The following is a 17,927-nucleotide window of genomic DNA, read 5'->3' as shown; positions in this document are numbered from 1 at the left end:
AGTCCCGATAAACTGCCACGATTGTAGAAAACCGGGCAAAGCCCTACGCCCGTCGGCCCCTGACGGGTGTCAAAGACCCTGCGCCATGCCCCTCAAAGACCTGCCCGCTGACGCCCAGCCCCGCGAAAAACTGCTGGCGCGCGGCCCCGCTGCGCTGGCCGATGCCGAGCTGCTGGCCATCCTGCTGCGCACCGGCATCGTGGGCAAGGGCGTGCTGCAGATGGCGCAGGAGCTGCTGGACCCGCCCGGCATTGACCCGGACACGGGCGCCGTCACCGGCGGTTTTGGCGGCATTGCCGGGCTGCTGCACACCAGCGCGTCCGACCTGGAGCGCATCAAGGGCCTGGGCCCCGCCAAACGCGCCGAACTGGTGGCAGTGCTGGAGCTGGCCCGCCGTGCACTGGCCCAGCAGTTGCGCGAACGCGAAGTGTTCGACTCCCCCGACACCGTCAAGCACTACCTGCAACTGCACCTGGCCGCCAAGGGGCACGAGGTGTTTGCGGTGCTGTTTCTCGATGCGCAAAACCGCCTGCTGGCACTGGAGGAGCTGTTTCGCGGCACGCTCACGCAGACCAGCGTGTACCCGCGCGAGGTGGTGCTGCGCGCCCTGCACCACCAGGCCGCCGCCGTGGTGCTGGCCCACAACCACCCGAGCGGCAGCGTACAACCCAGCCGTGCGGATGAGGCGCTGACCCAGACCCTGAAGACCACGCTGGCCCTCGTGGACGTGCGCGTGCTCGACCATGTGATCGTGGCACCGGGCCAGGCGCTGTCGATGGCCGAAAAGGGCCTGGTGTGACCGCCCCAGCCCCCACACCCGCCCAGCCGCCCACGGCCCTGCAAGCCGCGCTGGCGCGTGCTGCGCGCGCTGTTCCCGGCAAGGCGCCCCCGGTGGAAGCCACAGCCGCCGCCCCGGCCCCCAGCGCACCCCGGTCCGCCCGGCGCGCAGGCCTGGCTGACAAAAAGGCAGCCGCCAAGGCAGCGATGCGCCCGCTGCGCCAGGCCCCCGCCGGGCCCACAGCCGCAGCGAGCCCTTCACCACCCCGCCGCCGTGCCCCCCCGGCCCCGCGCCGTGCGGGTGAGCGCATCACCCAGCTGCAGGACCTGGCCACCGTGGCCCGCCGCCTGCGCGAGGAGCAGGAGCGCCGCGAGGCCGAAGACAAAGCCCGACGCGAAGCGGCAGCACGGGCCGAGGCCGAGCGCTACCTCTTCAGCCGCAGCGTGGGCCCTGTCACCCCGCTGCGCAACCCCAATGTGGCGCGGCTGCGGCGCCACCTGCCGCCGCCGCTGCCGGTGCAGCACTGGCTGGACGAGGAGCGGGTGCTGCTCGAATCCATCAGCGACGACTTCGACGTGAGCACCCTGCTGGACACCGACGACCAGCTCAGCTTTCGCCGCCCAGGCATCGGCGTGGAAGTGACGCGCCGCCTGCGCTCCGGCCACTGGAGCATTCAGCGCCACCTGGACTTGCACGGCCTGCGTGTGGACGACGCGCGCGAGGCGCTGGGTGAATTCATCCGCCAGGCGCACAAGATCGGCCTGCGCTGCGTGCGCGTGGTGCATGGCAAGGGACTGGGCTCGCCCGGCAAAAGCCCTGTGCTCAAGGGCCGCGTACAGCGCTGGCTGGTGCAGAAGAACGAGGTGCTGGCCTTCGTGCAGGCGCGGCCCATGGATGGCGGCGCGGGCGCCCTGGTGGTGCTGCTGCAACCCGTGTTGCGCAAAAATTCATAAAAATAGCCGCAAGCGCCAGATCCATATGCGCTTGCAGCTATCAAAAACAGAGCAACTCTGTGCTCTACAACAGACCGCACCGTGGCGGCGCTGCGAACGCACGCACCGCCACGGCACCCACAACGGCAGGGGGAGGACTACTTGGACAAGTCCACGCCGTACTTCGACGTGCCCTTGCCTGAGCCATCATCGGCCGCCAGCAACGACACATTGCCCAGCCCGGCTGCCTGGGCCACGCTGAGCGCATTGGCGCCTGAGCTGAACACCACCGGTCCCGCCACTGTGGCCTTGGCAAAGCGCCAGCTCTTGGCCGCACCGTTGGCAGTGCGGGTCACCGTAGGGTTCTTGCGAATGTAGTCGATCACCACGTCACGGTTCGCATCGGGCGAGGCCCAGATGGTGCCCGAGCCGTCCAGCTTGTCGATAAAGCTCTTGCCGCTGGTGGCGCGGTAGTTGTTGGTGGCGATCACAAACTCCTGCGCCCCATCGATGGGCTTGCCCAGGTAGGTCAGGTTCTTGATGCGGCTGCCCACAGGCTGGGTCACGTCGATCTCGTACTGCATGTCTGCCGTGGTGAACATGTCGAAGTTGTAGCCCGGGAAGGTGCTGATGAGCTGTTGCTCGGTGGTCTTGGCGGGGTCGATCTGGTTGAAGCGCTTGGCAGCGGCTTCGAGCCAGTTCTTGATGTCGCCACCGTTGACCTTCACCGCGTAGACGGTGTTGGGGTACAGGTACAGGTCGGCCGCGTTGTTGATGGCCAGCGGGCCCACCGCCACGTCGGTGTAGTCGGCCCCACCCTGGAAGCCGCTCTTGAACGGCGCACTGACCGACAGCACGGGCAACGCAGCGTACTGCGGCAGGCTGGCCTTGATGTAAGCCGCCACGTAGGCCTGCTGTGCCTGGTTCACGATCTGGATCGCGCCGGGGTCACCCACATCAGCAAACAGCGTGCTCATGCGGAAGTCAGTCTGGCCGATCGGTGTCTTCACATACTGGATCGCGGCCTGGTGCTGGGTCTCGATCAGCGGGGCGATGGCGGGGTCTGCATCCACAGTCACCATGGCGCCAGCGGCATTCTTGCTCTGGATGTTGCGCAGCTCGCTCTTACTGGCGGTCTTGTTGACCACCCACTTGCTGCCGTCCCACTGCAGCGCCAGCTGCACCACACCCAGGGCCTTGCCCCAGGAGCTGGCCATGACGGCGGGCACACCGTTCACCGTGCCCGCCTTGTGGTCCACACCGGGCAGGTTGAAGCTGGGCGTGGCCGCAGTATCAGGGAAAACGCCGTGCTGGTGGCCCATCACCATGGCATCAATACCCGCTACCTTGGACAGGTACAAGCCCGGGTTCTCCATGGTGGCCGAGTAGGCGGCACTGTCGAGCCCGCCGTGCAACAGCGCCACCACGATGTCGGCGCCCTTGGCGCGCAACTCGGGCACGTACTTGTTGGCGGATTCCACGGCGCCTTCCGTGTAGACCTTGCCTTCCAGGTAGCGCTTGTCCCAGTTCATGATCCCGGGGGTGGTGAAGCCGATCACACCAATTTTGATCGGCAGCTTCACTTCCTTGCCATCGGTGCCCTTGGCCACCAGCGTGCGTTCCAGCAACGTGTAAGGCTGCACCAGCGGCTTCTTGGTCTTGTTGCTGTACACGTTGGCCAGCACGGCGGGGTAGCCCGCGCCCGCGCATTTCTTGGTGGCATCGACCCCATCCACGTCCAGCCCGCCACCCAGCACCTGGTTCAGGAAGGGCAGGCCGTAGTTGAACTCGTGGTTGCCCAGCGTGCCCGCATCAAAGCCCAGCGCGCCCATGGCCTTGTACATGGACAGCTGCTGCGTGCAGGGGATAGGGCTGATGGTGGCCTCGTAGTCGGCCAGTGCGGTGCCCTGGATGGTGTCACCGTTGTCCACCAGCAGCGTGTTGGCAAACTCCTTGCGGGCCGCGCGCACCAGCGTGGCCGTGCGCTCAAAGCCGTAGCTTTTGTCTTCGGCCAGCTTGAAGTAGTCGTAGCTGCGCACGTTGAAGTGCAGGTCGGTGGTCTCCAGCACGGCCAGCGTGGCCGTGGCGCCCGCGTTGCTGCTGGCGTTGTCGCTGCTGCCGCCGCAGGCAGCCAGCGACGCGGCCAGCGCCACCATGCCCCATGCAGCCATGCGGCGTGAAACATGCGAAGGAGAAATCAGAAAGCCCAGAGTGCGTTCAGACATGAACAGTCCCGAATTGAAACAAGGGACCGAGTGTCTGGGCCGGGTTTGACAGCGGTGTGACGTGGCAACGTGGCCGCAACACTTGTGCCTCGTGCTGCGGTCAGTGCGCCTTGCAGCGACTCAATCGATACGGTACACGTCGCCGTTGTGCGGCGAGGCGCTTTCGTGGAACAGGTCTTCCAGAAACTGTGCCAGCTCATGCTCTTGGACAAAGTCGGGGATCACAAAGCCCGACGGCGAGCGCTTGCCATCTGCGCCCACTCGGTAGGCCTGCCACAGCGCACCTTCGCGGCGCACTTCGACGATGCGACCGAAAACATTAAAACGGGGGTGAGCGTTCAACGGTGCTGCCATGGGGTACCGATCTATCCTTCGGCCTCTTGCCGAAAACCATCACAGATCACTACCCATGCGGCTTTGGAGGCCACATGGATGTGCTTTTGGGGCGGGGTCTCGTAGGCGGTGTCCAAGGTACCCAGCGGCACGGCCACCCACTCGCTATAGGGGCCTTCGCTGTGCCACAGCAAGGGCGAGCCACACACCGAGCAAAACGTGCGCATGACCTGGGGCGAAGACCGGTAGGTGCGCGTCAGCCCTTGCCCAGACACGAAGCGATGGTGCACACGCAACACGCTGCCATAGCTGCCAAACGCCGCACCATGCGCCTTGCGGCACATCGAGCAGTGGCAGTGCGATGCACCCTGCAATGGCGCCGTGGTCTCGTAACGCACGCCACCACACAGGCAACTACCTCGGTGCACAGCAGCAGGCGTCGTCATGGCGCCACCGACGCGATCAAGTCCACCTCCACCGTCGCGTTCTTGGGCAGCTGCAGCACACCCACCGAGGTGCGGGTGTGGGCACCAGCCTCGCCCAGCACGGCAAACAGCACCTCGGAGGCACCGTCGGCCACCTCGCTTTGCTGCGTGAAGGCAGGCGCCGACTGCACGTACACAGTGATGCGCAGGATGGACTGCACGGCGTCCAGCGAATCCAAGGCGCGCTGCAGCAGCGCCAGCGCCCGCATCACACACACCTTCGCGGCTTTTTGCGCATCGGCCAGCGTGGCGACCGCCCCGGCAGCGCCCGTGACCACCACGGTGTCGCCCACGCGCGGGATCTGCCCGCTCAGGTAGATGTGGTGGCCGTCGCGCACGAGCGGGACGTAGTTGCCACCAATCTTGATCTCGCCATCAAATCGGTAGCCCAGCGCCTGGGCTTGTTCCTGAAATCTCGCGTCGCGTGACATGGACATGGGTCTCCTGAAAAAACTGCGGCCTTCGCAGCGGGCTACATGAAGCGCGCAAAAGGGTCTACCAGCGAGGCGATCGACACGGTGCCGGGCGCCCCACCCTCGTCACGCCGCGCCGATTCATGCCCTGCATGCACGGGCACGGCGGGCAAAGGCTGCATGCGGCGGCCATACACGCGCTGCACGCGGTCGTCGAGCGTGGGGTGGGTATCCAGCCAGCGCTCCATGCGGCTGCGGCCGGGTACGTCCACCAGCAGCATGTGCTGCACGGCCGGGTGGGCCAGGCCGGTGTGGACGGGGTTCTCGGCATACCCGGCCGGGGTGTCGCGGCGCTGGGCCATGACCTTGCGCAGCACACCACCCAGGCCATCGCGGCTGCGGGTCCATTGCACCGCGCGTGCGTCGGCCAGATATTCGCGCTGTCGCGATACGGCGGCCTTGAGCATGCGGCCGGTGAGCCAGCCCGCAAAGCCCGCCACCATGATGGCCGAACCGAACCACCAGGCCAGGCCCCGGCGCTCGCGCATCGTGTCGCCAAAGTTGTAGACCAGCTCCAGCCCGAACACCATGCCCGCCAGGCGCATCTTCAGGCGAGTGTCGCCCTCGTGTAGATGGCTCAGCTCATGCGCCACCATGCCCTGCATCTCTTCGCGGGTGAGGTAGTCCAGGGCGCCCTGCGTCACGGCAATGACGGCGTCGCTCTCGTCCCACCCGGCAGCGAACGCGTTGATGGCATCGGTGCGCGGCATGACCATGATCTGCGGGCGCGGCATGTGCGCGGCAATGCACAGCTCGTCCACGATGTTGGACAGCCGCTGCTCGGCGTGCGACAGCGACGGGCGCAACTCGCGCGCGCCCACACGCTGTGCCAGCTTGACACCACCTGCACGCAAGTTGGACGTCTCTACCCACCAGCCGCCCAGCACCAGCATCAGCGAGACCCCCACATTGGCAGCCAGAAAACCTTGGGGGAAGGGCAAGTGCACGGGCAGCACCGCCACCATCAGCCACCAGGCCAGCGCCAGGGCCGCATGCACGGCCGCTACCAGAACGACCACAGCGAAGGCAAAACCCAGCAGCAAGCGACGCGTCTCGCTGCGCGCGTTGTGCTGGTGATCCCAGAACTTCATGCGAATGGAAGCGGAAGGGTCAGAACTTCACCCGGGGCGCGGCGCGCTCTTCGTCGGACTGCGTGGACGCCAGCATGGGCGCAGGCGCAAAACCCAGCAGGCGCGCGACGATGAGGTCCGGGAACTGCGCCGCCGCATCGTTGAACTCCAGCGCCTGGTCGTTGTAGGCCTGACGTGCAAAACCGAGGCGGTTTTCAGTGCTGGTGATTTCTTCGGACAGCGACTGCATGGTGGCGTCGGCCTTGAGTTCAGGGTAACTCTCGGCCACCACCATCAGGCGGCCCAAGCTGCCGCCGAGTACGCCCTCTGCCGCTGCCAGCGCGCCCATGGCGCTGGCGCTTTGCGGTGCGGCACGCACCGCTGCAGCTGCTCCCTGCGCCTGGCTGCGGGCCTTGATGACGGCCTCCAGCGTGGCGGCCTCGTGCGCGAGATAGCCGCGCGCCACCTCCACCAGATTGGGAATCAGGTCATACCGACGCTTGAGCTGCACATCGATCTGACCAAACGCGTTGGCAATGCGGTTGCGCAACTGCACCAGCCGGTTGTAGACCGCCACAGCCCACAACCCCACCGCGACCAGCACAACGACCACGACCCATGCAGTTGCCGACATACCCCACCTCCTGAATTTGTTGGAGGGAGCATCTTAGAACGTGTTCACGATCTCCCAGGGGTCGCGCAGTGGTCTTTGCGGGAGGGGATGCAAGGCGCGGTGCGCAGCCAATAGCTCGGCTATTGGCGATCGCCGCAACGCCGCAGACCGCCCGCAAAGACCACTGCCCGCAGGGTTGGTGCGAAATCGGGCGATTGGACGCCCCGGCTGCTTGCATGGGCGCGAGCCCATGCGGCGCATCCGAAACATCCACTCATCCCGATTGCGCGCCAACGCGATCCCCTGCGAGAACATGAACACGTTCTTGGAGCCTGTGGACGAAGCCCCAGAAAACACACAAGGGCGCCATTCAAGAGCGCCAAAGAGGCCGCCTTGCGGGCTGGCTACACCCCTTTGTTGCGCATCCAGTCGGCCGTGCCCATGAAGCTTTCCTTCAGCCGCACGCGCAGGTCGGTGGGCACGCCGGTCTCGCCCATGGCCTGGTCCATGCAGGCCACCCACTGGTCGCGCTCCTTGATGCCGATGGCAAACGGCATGTGGCGCGCACGCAGGCGGGGGTGGCCAAACTGGTCGGTGTAGTACGACGGCCCGCCCAGCCAGCCGCACAGAAACATGAACAGCTTTTGCCGGGCCTGGCCCAGATCGCTGCCATGGGCGGCACGCAGCTCGGCGTAGCCGGGCTCGAGGTCCATCAGGTCGTAGAAGCGCTCGGTCAGGGCGCGCACGCATTCTTCGCCGCCGATCCATTCAAAAGGTGTGGCGGCCACGGGGGCCTCTGCGGCGGAGGACGAGGGGGTGGATTCCATGGGGTTGGCAAGAAGAGGTTGCCAGGCGGTGTCGGGAAGCCTTGGATTATAGAAATCCGGGCTTGTCATGCGCCTGCAGCGCGTGTGGGACAACCACACATCGACACCCGATGCCCTGTGCCCCTTTACTCCAGCACTGCCCGCAGCTGCCGCGTGGTCACCGCCAGGCGCCGGGCGCCGATCTGGGCCAGGTTGTTCATCACCGTGAGGGCCGCCTCGGGATACTGCCGGGCCCAGGCATCGAAATGCGCGCGCGACAACCGCACCAGGTGCGCCGGGCCACGTTCGGCGCCCGCGCAGGCACTGCGGGCCGCACCGTTGAGGAAGGCCATCTCGCCAAACGCCATGCCCGGACCGACGGTGGCCAGACGCAAGCCCTTGTCGGGCGGCCACTGGGTGACCAGCGTGATGTGGCCGGACTTGACCACGAGAAGGTCATGGTCCGTATCCCCCGCATGGAACACCACACCATGGGGTGCAACGGCCTGCGGCACCAGCAGCGCCTGCAAGGCCTCGGCAGCGGCCTTGGGCACGCCCTCGCCCACCTCGCCCAGCACATCGCGCTCGGGGTGCGCGGGGCGTTGCTCGATGGGCCGCTGCGACAGGATGCCCACCTCGGCCCATTCCAGCGCCCGGTCCAGGTCGGCAAAGGCGCGCACATGCTCTCCGGCATGCTCGGCGGCCATGGGGTCCAGGGCTGCCACGGCTGCGGCGATGCCCTGCTGGTCCAGGTCACGCACCAGCGCCCGCAGTTGGGCCATTGCCGTACTGTCCCACGCAGGCACACGGCCCGCGTCCAGAATGACCCAGCGATGGCGCGGCAGCAGCAGCATGCGCACCTGCTCGGCCAGGTGGGCGGCCACCCCAAAAGACATCACGCCTTGCAGTTCAAACACGGCCACCTGGTTCATGCGCGGCGTCAGCCAGCTGTCCGACCCGGCACGGCGCAAGCGCCGCGAGCGCAGCTCGCCATCCAGGCGAACGTGGCGCAGCACCGTGGCGGCAGAGTCGTGCAGCAGCACAAACGTGGCCACCACCAGGCCAGCCACCAGCGCCCCCACGCCCCCCATCACCGCAAACACCAGCGCCACCAGCCAGCTTTGCGCCCAGGTCACCCGCGACCGGCGGGCGTAGCCCAGCGACCACATGAGCCCCGGCACCTGCATCAGGCCCGCCAGCACCAACCCCCCTGCCAGACAGGCCATGGGCACCCAGTGCAGCCACCACGCGCCGGTAACCGCCACCCCCAGCATGATGGCGGCGTGCCAGCGCGGGGCGTCGCGCGAGGCCCCCGCCTGCGCCAGCACGATGCGCGAACGCGAAGCGCTGGTTGACGCCGGAATCATGCCCACGAGCCCGCACAGCGCACCCAACAGGCTCTCGCGGCGCAGGGCCAGGTTGGCGTTGCCGCGCAGGCCGTGGTCCAGCTCCAGCTCCTGGTTGAACACCAGAATCTCCAGGCTGTTGACCAGCGCCATCAGCAACGCCAACACCACCAGGGCCGAGCCCTGTTGCCGGGCCAGGGCCATCCAGGGAATGCCCGTCCAGTCGGGCAACATGGGCCAGGCAAACACGCTGGGCGGCACGGCTGGCACGAACACGCTGCCCAGCCCCACGCCCCATACCCCTGCCAGCGCCACGGCCAGTGCCACCACGGCCACCGCCGACAGCAGCCCCGGCATGCGGGGCCAGCGCCGGCGCAGCCCCCAGGCCAGCACCACCACGGCCAGAGCCGCCAGCAGGTGCCAGCCGGTGCGTGCGTCCCACAACGCATCAGCCCCCGCGCCAAAACCATTGCGCACCTGTCCCACCACCATCGACAAGCCCACACCGGCTGCAAACCCGTGGGTGACCGAGATGGGAAGAAACCGTGCCACCGACGCCAGCCGTAACGCCCCCAGCAGCCACTGGAACACAAAGGCCAAAGCCACCGTGGCACCGCTGACCGCCAGCACCTGGCGCGCGCTCAGGCCCAGGCTGGGGGCCGCACCGTGGGCAGTCGCCAGCACGGCAGCAAACAGCAATGCCACCACCGTGGTCGGTGCATACACCACTCCGGCACGGGGCGTCGCCAAGGTCAGCAGCAGGCCGGGTAACGCGGACGACCACAACGCCAGCGCGGCCAGAGAATGCTCACCCGCCAGCGGCGCAAACGCCAGCAGCCCCAGCCCCACGGCATGGGGCACGGTGACCGCCGCCGCAGACCACGCCGCCGCGGCGCCCGAGGGCTGCGGCGCTGACGGCCCGACCCCAGCACCCGCCGAAGGGCCGGCACGGCGATGCAGCGCGGCAGTCACGGGTGCGGTCGGTGGCATGAAGGTGTCTAGCAAGCCCCGGGCATTGCGCGCCTACAGGCTGCGCGCTGCAAAGGTGTCGCAGGTCTTGACACTGCCGCTTTGCAGGCCGCTGTTGAACCAGCGCTGCCGCTGGGCACTGGTGCCGTGCGTGAAGCTCTCGGGCACCACGGCACCGCCATTGGCGCGCTGCAGCGCGTCGTCACCAATCTTGGCGGCGGCGTTCATGGCTTCCTCCACATCGCCCTGCTCCAGGATCTGCCGGGCCTTCTGGGCGTGGTGGGCCCAGACCCCCGCAAAGCAGTCGGCCTGCAGTTCCAGCCGCACCGACAGCGCGTTGTATTCGACCTTGCTCACACGGCCCCGCATCTGGTCCACCTTGGCGCTGATGCCGAGCTGGTTCTGCACATGGTGGCCTACCTCGTGGGCAATCACGTAGGCCTGGGCAAAGTCGCCGGGGGCTCCCAAACGGGTCTTGAGGGTTTCGTAAAAGCCCAGGTCGATGTAGACCTTCTGGTCAGCCGGGCAATAGAACGGTCCCATCGCGGCCTGGCCTGTGCCACAGGCGGTGGGCGTGGCGCCCCGGAACAACACCAGCCGCGGGTCCTGGTAGCGACCGCCGCCCTGGCGGAACAACTCGCCCCACACGTCCTCCGTGTCCGCAAGCACCGTAGACACGAAACGTGCCATGGTGTCATCGGCCGGAGGCCTGTGGGCAGGGGTATGGGGCTGTGTCTGGACCTGGGGCGCCGGGCCGCCACCGCTGAGCAACCCCAGGATGGTCAAGGGGTTGATGCCCAGCACCCAGCCCCCCACCAGCGCGATCACGATGGTGCCAATGCCGATGCTGCGCCCACCAAACACCGGCGATCCACCGCCGCCGCCCTCGTCACGGCGGTCTTCCACGTTGTCGGACTCGCGATTGCCTTCCCATTTCATTGCGTCTCTCCAGCGCCCTCACGGCGGGGCGGCCAAGCCTGCATGTTACGCGCCGGGACGGCCCCGGCGTGGACGATTTACGATGTGTTCCACCCCGCTTCAGCCCGCCTCTCATGACATCCATGGCTCCTGACACTCCCCACAGCACGCCCCAGGCCGGCTCGGCCATCTTGCTGACCGGTTTTGACCCGTTTGGCGGCGGCGCAAACAACCCCAGCTGGCTGATTGCGCAAGCGCTGCACGGCCAGCGCCTTGCAGGGCACCAGGTGGTGGCCGCGCAGTTGCCCACGGTGTTCGGGCAGTCGTTGCAGCGGCTGCAGTCGCTGCTGCAGGAGCACCAGCCTGCCATCACACTGTGCCTAGGTCTGGCAGGTGGACGGGCAGCGCTGTCCATCGAGCGCATTGGCATCAACATCAACGATGCGCGCATCCCCGACAACTGCGGCGCCCAGCCCATCGACACCCCGGTGCAGACCGGCGGGCCCGCCGCCTACTTTGCCAACCTGCCCATAAAGGCCATGCTGCGTGCCGTGCAGCGGGCAGGCGTGCCCTGCGAGGTATCGCAGACCGCAGGCACCTTTGTCTGCAACCATGTGCTGTACGGGCTGATGCACTTGCTGGCGCAGGGCACTGCCCCCCAGGGAGCGCGTGGCGGCTTTGTGCATGTGCCCTGGCTCAGCGGCCAGGGCGAGCCCCATCTGCCCCTGCGCGACATGGTGCGCGGCATCCATGCAGCCCTCTGGGCGGCGGTGCTGGCCCCGCAGGACATTGCGCTGCAGGCAGGGGCCACGCATTGATGAAGTACCGCGTACAGCCACCCTGAGCCGAGACCGCCCTGCCCTGTGGTCCCGTACCCGGCGTCGGTGAGGGGTTCTCCGCTCCCAGGCCGCCGGCACGCTGTGTAAAGTCCGCGCATGCCTTTTGCCCCCTCTTTCGCACCCCCTGGCCTGCTGGACGCGGCCGCCACCGCTGCGCGCTTGCCCTGGTCCGCACTGGCCGATGAAATTGCTGCCTTGCTGCAGGACAACAGCGTGGTGGTACCCCAGCGGGCCGTGCTGCCGCTGGCACAAGGCGGCAGCCTGTTTGTGATGCCTGCCACGGATCAGGCGGTGGCCATGACCAAGCTCATCACCCTGACCCCGGGCAACGCGGGCACCGGGCGCCCGTCGATCCAGGGCGACGTGGTGGTGTTTGACATCGCCACGGGCGAGCGCCGGCTGGTGCTTCATGGTCCCACCGTCACCGCACGGCGCACCGCCGCAGCGTCGCTGCTGGCCGCCCAGCGGCTGGCGCCGATGCCAAAAGGGCCTTTGCTCATCGTCGGCGCAGGGGTGCAGGGCCTGGCGCACGCCGAGGCCTTCATCCACGGCCTCGGCGTGCGCGAGGTGTGGATTGCCTCCCGCAGCCGCGCCAGCGCCGAGGCCCTCGCGGCGCAAGTGCAAGCGCTGGGCGCCCAGGCTCGGGTGGTGCCCGACGCCGATGCTGCCGTGCCTCATTGCCCGCTGATCGCCACCTGCACCACCGGCAAGGCCGTGGTGCTGAGCGCCCCGCCCCGGCCCGACACGTTCATCGCAGCGGTGGGCGCCTTCACGCCCGCCATGGTGGAGCTGGCCCCGGGCCTGTGCCAGCACATCGCGCAGCACGGACGCATCGTGGTGGACACCAGCGATGCGCTGCACGAGGCAGGCGATCTGTTGCAGGCAGGCCTGGATGTGGCCGCGCTCCCCACGCTGGGCGATGTGGTGCGTGACCACCGCAATGCGGCGCTGAAGCACCCACAGGGCCCGGTGCTGTTCAAAAGCTGCGGCTGGGCCGGCTGGGACTTGGCGGCTGCCCGGCTGGCATTGCGCCATGCCAGCCCGGCCCTGGCAGCGATGGACTCCGTGACCGCAACGCCTGCATGATGTTCATCACCCGCTTTTCAGACCACAGCCTGCGCATGCAGATCGCGCTGGTGTTCGGCACTCTGGTGGTGGGCCTGTCGGTGTTGTTGTCGCTGGGGTTCGGCGAACTGCTCAAGCACCGCATCCAGCGCGATGCAGGCAACTCGTTGCAGGTGGTGGCCGAAAACGCCGGCAAGCTCTTGGCCCTGGGCCTCATGCAGCGCAGCCTGGAGGCCGAGGTGATGGCCAGTGCCGAAGTGGTCTGGTCCAAGGGGCTCGACTCTGCCGAAGCGCAACACATGCTGGCCCGCAGCCAAGCCATGCAACCCACCAATGTGTGGATTGGCGTGGCCGACGCGCAAGGCGTGGTGCGCAATGCCACAAACGGACTGCTGGTGGGGCAGAGCGTGGCGCAGCGCCCCTGGTTTCAGCACGGCCTGCAAGGAGTGCATGTGGGCGACGTGCATGCAGCGCAGTTGCTCGAATCCCTGCTGCCCCCCACCGCGACGGGCGAGCCGCACCGTTTTGTGGACTTTGCCGCACCCATCCGCATCGGCCCCACCACCGTGGGCGTGTTCGCCATCCACGGCAGCTGGCAATGGACCCGCGAGGTGCTCGAAAGCCTCACGCCCGCTTCGTCTGACGAGAGCGCGCTGGAACTGTTCATCTTTGACCGGCAAGGCACCCTGATCTTTGCCCCCGGCGGGCGGACCGAGGTGATGCGGGCCGCCGGGCAGCGGCTGCCCGAGGGCATTCAGATCAACAACAACCGCGACGGCGGCGGCAGCACGCAGACCACCGTGGCACGGTGGCAGGACGGCAAACGCTACCTGACCGCAGCCACGCAGCTGCAGCCACGCAATGCCGCCAGCGACCTGGGCTGGCGCATCGTGGCGCGTCAACCCGTGGAGCTGGCTTTTGCCGAGGCGGATGACTCCGTGCAGCTGGCGCTCGCCATCGGTCTGGTTGCCGCGCTGTTCGCCTCGGCCCTGGCCTGGCTGGCCGCCCGGCGCCTGAGCGTGGACCTGTATGCGCTGGCCGATGCCGCCAGCGGCGTGGAGGCGGGCCGCCCAGGCAGTGACATCCCGGCCATGCAGAGCAGCCGCGAAGTGCAGCAGCTCTCGCAGTCTCTGGGCCGCATGACGCACCACTTGGTGGCCGCCCGTGAAGCCATGGAAGAAAAGGTGCGGCTGCGCACGCTGGAACTGGAAGCCGCCAACCGCGCCCTGGACCTGCAGGCGCGCACCGACGCCCTGACCGGCCTGCTGAACCGGCGCGGCTTCGAGACACAAATGGCCTTTGCCGTGGCGCTGGCGCGGCGCAGCAGCCGTCCGTTGAGCCTGATCACCGTGGACGTGGACCACTTCAAGCGGGTGAACGACACCTACGGACACGAGGCGGGGGACGAGGTGTTGCGGCGCCTGGCGCGCACGCTGGAATCCCGCCTGCGGGGCTCGGATGTGGTGGCCCGGCTGGGGGGCGAGGAGTTTGTGGCGCTGTTGCCCGACACCGACCTGAACGGCGCCCAATCGATTGCACACGCTCTGGTCACGGCCATGGCGGAGCAGCAGGACCCGGTGGTGGGGACCATCACCGTGAGCGCGGGCGTGGCCACGATGCGCGGCGCAGATGACAATGGTGCCGCCATGCTGCGGCGGGGCGACGCAGCGCTCTATGAGGCCAAGGGGCAGGGACGCAATCGGGTTTGTGTGGAAGCTTAATTGGGCATCAGAGCCTTCCAAGAACAAGCACCCGGTCAGTGCCCGCTGGATACTGCCCCCGCCTCCAGCACTGGCGCATCGAAGTACGGCCGCAGCTGGCCCGCCAGTTCCTGCAAGCTGGCATCCGGCGCCTGGGCTGCCAGCGCCAGCCGCTCCAGCGCGTAAGGCCGGTGGCCCAGCATCATTGACATGTTCACGCAATGGCCTTGGGCGGCCATGCGCAGCACAAAGTCGTTGAGGAGTTCACAAGGCCAATAGGTGGGGGTGGGGGTGGGGGTGTGGTGGGCGTGACAGCCTGCATCTGCAGGGTCCGGCGCCGTATCAGCCGACTGAAACGCTGAGGCCACCGGCGAAGCGGCTGGCGCTTTGGCTTTGGCGGCGACCGCAGCGCCCTGCGCAGGTGCCAGGGCACGGACGGGCGCAAAGAAAAAACTTGAGGCAACAGCGGACATCAGCATGGTGAGGCTCCATCAGCCCCCATCTCCCGGGAGGCATGTCACCGATGCTAAAAAACTTACCGATGCTTGCATTTCAGCCAAGGCGCATGGCGTTTGTAGGACACCGCCCCTGCCCACAGGGGGGGTGTCCAGCGCGCCGCCGAGACTGTCAGGCCTTGGGCAGCGTCACGCCCACCTGCCCCTGGTACTTGCCGCCCCGGTCTCGGTAGCTGACCTCGCAGACGTCGTCCTTGTCGCTTTCGAAGAACAGCACCTGTGCACAGCCTTCGCCGGCATATATACGTGCGGGCAACGGCGTGGTGTTGCTGAACTCCAGCGTCACATACCCTTCCCACTCGGGCTCGAACGGGGTCACGTTGACAATGATGCCGCAGCGCGCGTAGGTGCTTTTGCCCAGGCAGATGGTGAGCACGTTGCGCGGGATGCGGAAGTATTCCACCGTGCGGGCCAGCGCGAAGCTGTTGGGCGGGATGATGCAGCTGTCGCCTTCAAAATCGACAAAGCTCTTTTCGTCGAAGTTCTTGGGGTCCACCACGGTGCTGTGGATGTTGGTGAACACCTTGAATTCGGGCGCACAGCGGATGTCGTAGCCGTAGCTGCTGGTGCCGTAGCTGATGATCTTGCGGCCTTCGACCTCACGCACCTGACCGGGCTCGAAGGGCTCGATCATGCCGTGCTCGGCCGCCATGCGGCGGATCCATTTGTCGCTCTTGATGCTCATGCTGCAGATTCCTCGGCAAAATACTACGATTTTTATAGCTGCTAGCGCTTGATGTCCCAGCGCCTAGGCCGTATTTTGCTTGAGAATTCCACCTCCACTAGGGGAGAGCACGGCAACTACGCTAAGGCCTAGCGAACTCAAGTGCATTCACAGGGCTCCGCGCCCCGTCGTCATCAACGAGATACAGGGTTGTGCCCTGCAACTCAAACACACCACAGTCCACCTGGGTGATGCGGTAGTAATCGCGGCACACCTGGTTGCCCTTGAACTTCCAGCTCTTGCCAAAGTTGGTGCCGCCTTCAGGACCAGAGTCCAACTTTCCGGCTGGTTTGAAGTGAACAAAAAATCGCTTACCGGATTTTCCGCTGGTCACCACCATCTTGGTGATCGCCTCCTCCTTGATAAGCAGGGACTTGACCTCCGCCTCAGTAAACACCCGATCCGGGCCACAGGGTAGCCATTGCGGCGCGCCAACCCGAGCCTCGCAGGCCGCAGGTGCGGGATCCTTGGGTGCGTCTTGCGCCAGCGCCGCCAACGGCGACAGAGAGGCGATCAGCAGCAGGCCAAACAAATATTTGGTTGGAGGCATATAACTCACCCTGAACAAAAAATGCACGCGCCGTGCGCCCATCGCACGGCATCCAGCATCAGCACACTGTGCCGCCGTCCTCGGCTCAAATACATCCTGCAAATGCAGTATGGACGACGCGGCAATTCTGCGGTACGGCGTTAAAAATGATGACTTTTCGCCGTTTCCGATCAGGCGCCATGGCCTTCTTTGTTTGAACCGGCCTGACTAATCACCGTCCTCTCCACCACGCGGTCGTCACCGAGCACGATCAGCGCAAACAAAAGCTCATCCAGGTTGCGCGCCTGCCGGGTCTTGCGCGCCAAAAGCGGTGTGACCTCGGGGTTCAGCACCACAAAATCGGCCTCGCAGCCTGGCTGCAGATTGCCCACCACACCGGCCAGGCCCAGCGCCTTGGCGGCCCCAGCCGTGTGTTGCCACCACAGTTGCTGGGGCGACAGGCTCAGGCCCTGTTTGGTCTGCCCCTCCCGCCCCACGTAGTACGCGGCCAGCATGGTGTGGAACGGGCTGAAGCTGGTGCCCCCGCCCACATCGCTGGCCAGGCCGTAGCCGAAGCCCACCCGGTCGGCCCCCGCGTAGTCGAAGAACCCGCTGCCCAGAAAGAGGTTGCTGGTGGGGCTGACCGCAGCCACCGCGCCGGTGTCGCGCATCAGCGCCCGGTCGTCGTCGTCGAAGTGGATGCAGTGGGCATACACCGCACGCTCGCGCATGAGGCCGAAGTCGTCATACACGGCCAGATAGCTGCGTGCGGCGGGGAACAGCTCGCGCGCCCAACGGATTTCGTCGCGGTTTTCGGCCACATGGGACTGGATCCACACATCGGGGTAGCGCGCAGCCAGCTCGCCCGCCCCGCGCAATTGCTCATGGGTGCTGGTGGGCGCGAAGCGGGGGGTGATGGCGTAGCCGAGCCGGTCCACGCCGTGCCAGCGTCGGATGAGGGCCTCGGTGTCGATCAGGCTCTGCTGGGTGTCGTCGCGCACACCGTCGGGCGAGTGTCGGTCTTGCAGCACCTTGCCGGTGATGAGGCGCATGTGCTGCCGTTGGGCCTCGGCAAACAAGGCGTCCACCGACGCGGGGTGAGACGTCGAAAACGCCAGGGCTGTGGTCACGCCGTTGCGCAGCAGCTCGGCCACAAAGAACTGCGCCACCTGCCCCGCATAGTCCTGCTCCACAAACCGCGACTCGTGGGGAAAGGTGTAGTTCTCCAGCCAGGGCAGCAGGCCATCGGCGGGCGAGCCGATCACGTCCGTCTGCGGAAAGTGGATGTGCATGTCCACAAACCCCGGGGCCAGAATGCGCCCCGGCAAATGCACCACCGGCTCTCCGGCGAACTGGGGTGCGAGGGTCTGCCAGGCACCGGCTGCCAGCACCCGCTGGCGGCCCTGGGCATCCGGGCCAATGGCCAGCAGGCCATCTTCGTCATAGAGGGCGCGGCCGTCATCGGCAAAACGCAAAAGGGCGGAACGGTAAACAGGCATGGCGGCAAGCTTAGCGGCAGGGGGCGCCGTTTGTATATGCAGCACCCCATAGAGGCTATGGGGTTCGGGGAGCACCGATCAGTGACAACGATGGGCGACACGCCCGAC

The 17,927-nt window shown here is 66.8% G+C and carries 18 protein-coding genes; 5 read left to right on the top strand and 13 right to left on the bottom strand.

The window, feature by feature from the left end:
• Window positions 1–85: 85 nt before the first annotated feature.
• Both radC and C380_RS05535 read left to right on the top strand, forming a co-directional pair.
• On the top strand, window positions 86–799 hold the full coding sequence (gene radC, locus C380_RS05540; protein ID WP_015012907.1) for a DNA repair protein RadC: 714 nt from the start codon (window positions 86–88) through the stop codon (window positions 797–799).
• Between the two features lie 185 nt (window positions 800–984).
• Window positions 985–1,731, top strand: coding sequence for a Smr/MutS family protein (locus C380_RS05535; RefSeq protein WP_369750498.1), 747 nt, complete (start codon window positions 985–987; stop codon window positions 1,729–1,731).
• 137 nt (window positions 1,732–1,868) lie between these two features.
• Here the strand turns inward: C380_RS05535 and C380_RS05530 are convergent, their stop codons facing one another.
• The 9 genes from C380_RS05530 to C380_RS05490 all read right to left on the bottom strand — a co-directional run bounded on the left by C380_RS05530 (window position 1,869) and on the right by C380_RS05490 (window position 10,969).
• Window positions 1,869–3,881, bottom strand: coding sequence for a bifunctional 2',3'-cyclic-nucleotide 2'-phosphodiesterase/3'-nucleotidase (locus C380_RS05530; protein ID WP_369750497.1), 2,013 nt, complete (start codon window positions 3,879–3,881; stop codon window positions 1,869–1,871).
• A 174-nt stretch (window positions 3,882–4,055) separates the two neighbouring features.
• Window positions 4,056–4,289, bottom strand: coding sequence for a hypothetical protein (locus C380_RS05525; RefSeq protein ID WP_015012904.1), 234 nt, complete (start codon window positions 4,287–4,289; stop codon window positions 4,056–4,058).
• Between the two features lie 11 nt (window positions 4,290–4,300).
• The gene (locus C380_RS05520) at window positions 4,301–4,714 is read right to left on the bottom strand and encodes a GFA family protein (protein WP_043565169.1); all 414 of its coding nucleotides are present in this window, start codon (window positions 4,712–4,714) and stop codon (window positions 4,301–4,303) included.
• Complete coding sequence (locus C380_RS05515; RefSeq protein WP_043566106.1) at window positions 4,711–5,184, bottom strand: RidA family protein; 474 nt, start codon at window positions 5,182–5,184, stop codon at window positions 4,711–4,713. Before C380_RS05515 ends, C380_RS05520 begins: the two co-directional genes overlap by 4 nt.
• A 41-nt stretch (window positions 5,185–5,225) precedes the next feature.
• On the bottom strand, window positions 5,226–6,317 hold the full coding sequence (locus C380_RS05510) for a M48 family metalloprotease (protein WP_015012901.1): 1,092 nt from the start codon (window positions 6,315–6,317) through the stop codon (window positions 5,226–5,228).
• A 19-nt stretch (window positions 6,318–6,336) separates the two neighbouring features.
• Window positions 6,337–6,930 carry a LemA family protein gene (locus C380_RS05505; RefSeq protein WP_015012900.1) on the bottom strand — a complete coding sequence of 198 codons (594 nt, stop codon included), beginning with the start codon at window positions 6,928–6,930 and terminating at the stop codon, window positions 6,337–6,339.
• A 383-nt stretch (window positions 6,931–7,313) separates the two neighbouring features.
• On the bottom strand, window positions 7,314–7,736 hold the full coding sequence (locus C380_RS05500; protein WP_015012899.1) for a group II truncated hemoglobin: 423 nt from the start codon (window positions 7,734–7,736) through the stop codon (window positions 7,314–7,316).
• Between the two features lie 125 nt (window positions 7,737–7,861).
• On the bottom strand, window positions 7,862–10,051 hold the full coding sequence (locus tag C380_RS05495; protein WP_015012898.1) for a SulP family inorganic anion transporter: 2,190 nt from the start codon (window positions 10,049–10,051) through the stop codon (window positions 7,862–7,864).
• A gap of 33 nt (window positions 10,052–10,084) precedes the next feature.
• Window positions 10,085–10,969: a neutral zinc metallopeptidase gene (locus tag C380_RS05490; protein ID WP_015012897.1), complete on the bottom strand. Its 885-nt coding sequence runs from the start codon at window positions 10,967–10,969 to the stop codon at window positions 10,085–10,087.
• 122 nt (window positions 10,970–11,091) lie between these two features.
• On the opposite strand from C380_RS05490, the gene pcp reads away from it, so the two are divergent.
• The 3 genes from pcp (at window position 11,092) to C380_RS05475 (ending at window position 14,573) form a co-directional block, all read left to right on the top strand.
• Window positions 11,092–11,766 carry a pyroglutamyl-peptidase I gene (pcp, locus tag C380_RS05485; RefSeq protein ID WP_015012896.1) on the top strand — a complete coding sequence of 225 codons (675 nt, stop codon included), beginning with the start codon at window positions 11,092–11,094 and terminating at the stop codon, window positions 11,764–11,766.
• 117 nt (window positions 11,767–11,883) lie between these two features.
• A complete protein-coding gene (locus C380_RS05480) occupies window positions 11,884–12,873 on the top strand; it encodes a delta(1)-pyrroline-2-carboxylate reductase family protein (RefSeq protein ID WP_015012895.1) in 990 nt (329 codons plus the stop codon).
• Window positions 12,870–14,573 carry a diguanylate cyclase gene (locus C380_RS05475; RefSeq protein WP_015012894.1) on the top strand — a complete coding sequence of 568 codons (1,704 nt, stop codon included), beginning with the start codon at window positions 12,870–12,872 and terminating at the stop codon, window positions 14,571–14,573. The genes C380_RS05480 and C380_RS05475 overlap by 4 nt, the downstream gene beginning before the upstream one ends.
• A gap of 35 nt (window positions 14,574–14,608) precedes the next feature.
• Here C380_RS05475 and C380_RS05470 read toward each other — a convergent pair whose 3' ends face one another.
• The 4 genes from C380_RS05470 to guaD all read right to left on the bottom strand — a co-directional run bounded on the left by C380_RS05470 (window position 14,609) and on the right by guaD (window position 17,819).
• Window positions 14,609–15,031 (bottom strand): hypothetical protein, encoded by a 423-nt coding sequence (locus tag C380_RS05470; protein WP_015012893.1) that lies wholly within the window; start codon window positions 15,029–15,031, stop codon window positions 14,609–14,611.
• A gap of 148 nt (window positions 15,032–15,179) precedes the next feature.
• Complete coding sequence (dcd, locus tag C380_RS05465) at window positions 15,180–15,752, bottom strand: dCTP deaminase (RefSeq protein WP_015012892.1); 573 nt, start codon at window positions 15,750–15,752, stop codon at window positions 15,180–15,182.
• 121 nt (window positions 15,753–15,873) lie between these two features.
• Window positions 15,874–16,341 (bottom strand): hypothetical protein, encoded by a 468-nt coding sequence (locus C380_RS05460; protein ID WP_148279918.1) that lies wholly within the window; start codon window positions 16,339–16,341, stop codon window positions 15,874–15,876.
• A 170-nt stretch (window positions 16,342–16,511) separates the two neighbouring features.
• Window positions 16,512–17,819: a guanine deaminase gene (gene guaD, locus C380_RS05455; RefSeq protein WP_043565167.1), complete on the bottom strand. Its 1,308-nt coding sequence runs from the start codon at window positions 17,817–17,819 to the stop codon at window positions 16,512–16,514.
• Window positions 17,820–17,927: the final 108 nt, after the last annotated feature.

Origin of the sequence: Acidovorax sp. KKS102, assembly GCF_000302535.1 — a bacterium.
Lineage (GTDB): Bacteria > Pseudomonadota > Gammaproteobacteria > Burkholderiales > Burkholderiaceae_C > Acidovorax.
The sequence above is the reverse complement of the archived record's forward strand: the minus strand, read 5'-3'. Positions and strand labels throughout refer to the sequence as shown.

Bases quoted from the DNA above. Each gene is read 5' to 3' on its own strand.
- C380_RS05515 (WP_043566106.1), bottom strand. From the start codon at position 5,184: ATGTCACGCGACGCGAGATTTCAGGAACAAGCCCAGGCGCTGGGCTAC.
- C380_RS05495 (WP_015012898.1), bottom strand. From the start codon at position 10,051: ATGCCACCGACCGCACCCGTGACTGCCGCGCTGCATCGCCGTGCCGGC.
- C380_RS05505 (WP_015012900.1), bottom strand. From the start codon at position 6,930: ATGTCGGCAACTGCATGGGTCGTGGTCGTTGTGCTGGTCGCGGTGGGG.
- C380_RS05525 (WP_015012904.1), bottom strand. From the start codon at position 4,289: ATGGCAGCACCGTTGAACGCTCACCCCCGTTTTAATGTTTTCGGTCGC.
- C380_RS05475 (WP_015012894.1), top strand. From the start codon at position 12,870: ATGATGTTCATCACCCGCTTTTCAGACCACAGCCTGCGCATGCAGATC.
- C380_RS05470 (WP_015012893.1), bottom strand. From the start codon at position 15,031: ATGCTGATGTCCGCTGTTGCCTCAAGTTTTTTCTTTGCGCCCGTCCGT.
- C380_RS05510 (WP_015012901.1), bottom strand. From the start codon at position 6,317: ATGAAGTTCTGGGATCACCAGCACAACGCGCGCAGCGAGACGCGTCGC.
- C380_RS05520 (WP_043565169.1), bottom strand. From the start codon at position 4,714: ATGACGACGCCTGCTGCTGTGCACCGAGGTAGTTGCCTGTGTGGTGGC.
- guaD (WP_043565167.1), bottom strand. From the start codon at position 17,819: ATGCCTGTTTACCGTTCCGCCCTTTTGCGTTTTGCCGATGACGGCCGC.
- C380_RS05500 (WP_015012899.1), bottom strand. From the start codon at position 7,736: ATGGAATCCACCCCCTCGTCCTCCGCCGCAGAGGCCCCCGTGGCCGCC.
- C380_RS05490 (WP_015012897.1), bottom strand. From the start codon at position 10,969: ATGAAATGGGAAGGCAATCGCGAGTCCGACAACGTGGAAGACCGCCGT.
- dcd (WP_015012892.1), bottom strand. From the start codon at position 15,752: ATGAGCATCAAGAGCGACAAATGGATCCGCCGCATGGCGGCCGAGCAC.
- radC (WP_015012907.1), top strand. From the start codon at position 86: ATGCCCCTCAAAGACCTGCCCGCTGACGCCCAGCCCCGCGAAAAACTG.
- C380_RS05530 (WP_369750497.1), bottom strand. From the start codon at position 3,881: ATGGCTGCATGGGGCATGGTGGCGCTGGCCGCGTCGCTGGCTGCCTGC.
- C380_RS05535 (WP_369750498.1), top strand. From the start codon at position 985: ATGCGCCCGCTGCGCCAGGCCCCCGCCGGGCCCACAGCCGCAGCGAGC.
- C380_RS05480 (WP_015012895.1), top strand. From the start codon at position 11,884: ATGCCTTTTGCCCCCTCTTTCGCACCCCCTGGCCTGCTGGACGCGGCC.
- pcp (WP_015012896.1), top strand. From the start codon at position 11,092: ATGGCTCCTGACACTCCCCACAGCACGCCCCAGGCCGGCTCGGCCATC.
- C380_RS05460 (WP_148279918.1), bottom strand. From the start codon at position 16,341: ATGCCTCCAACCAAATATTTGTTTGGCCTGCTGCTGATCGCCTCTCTG.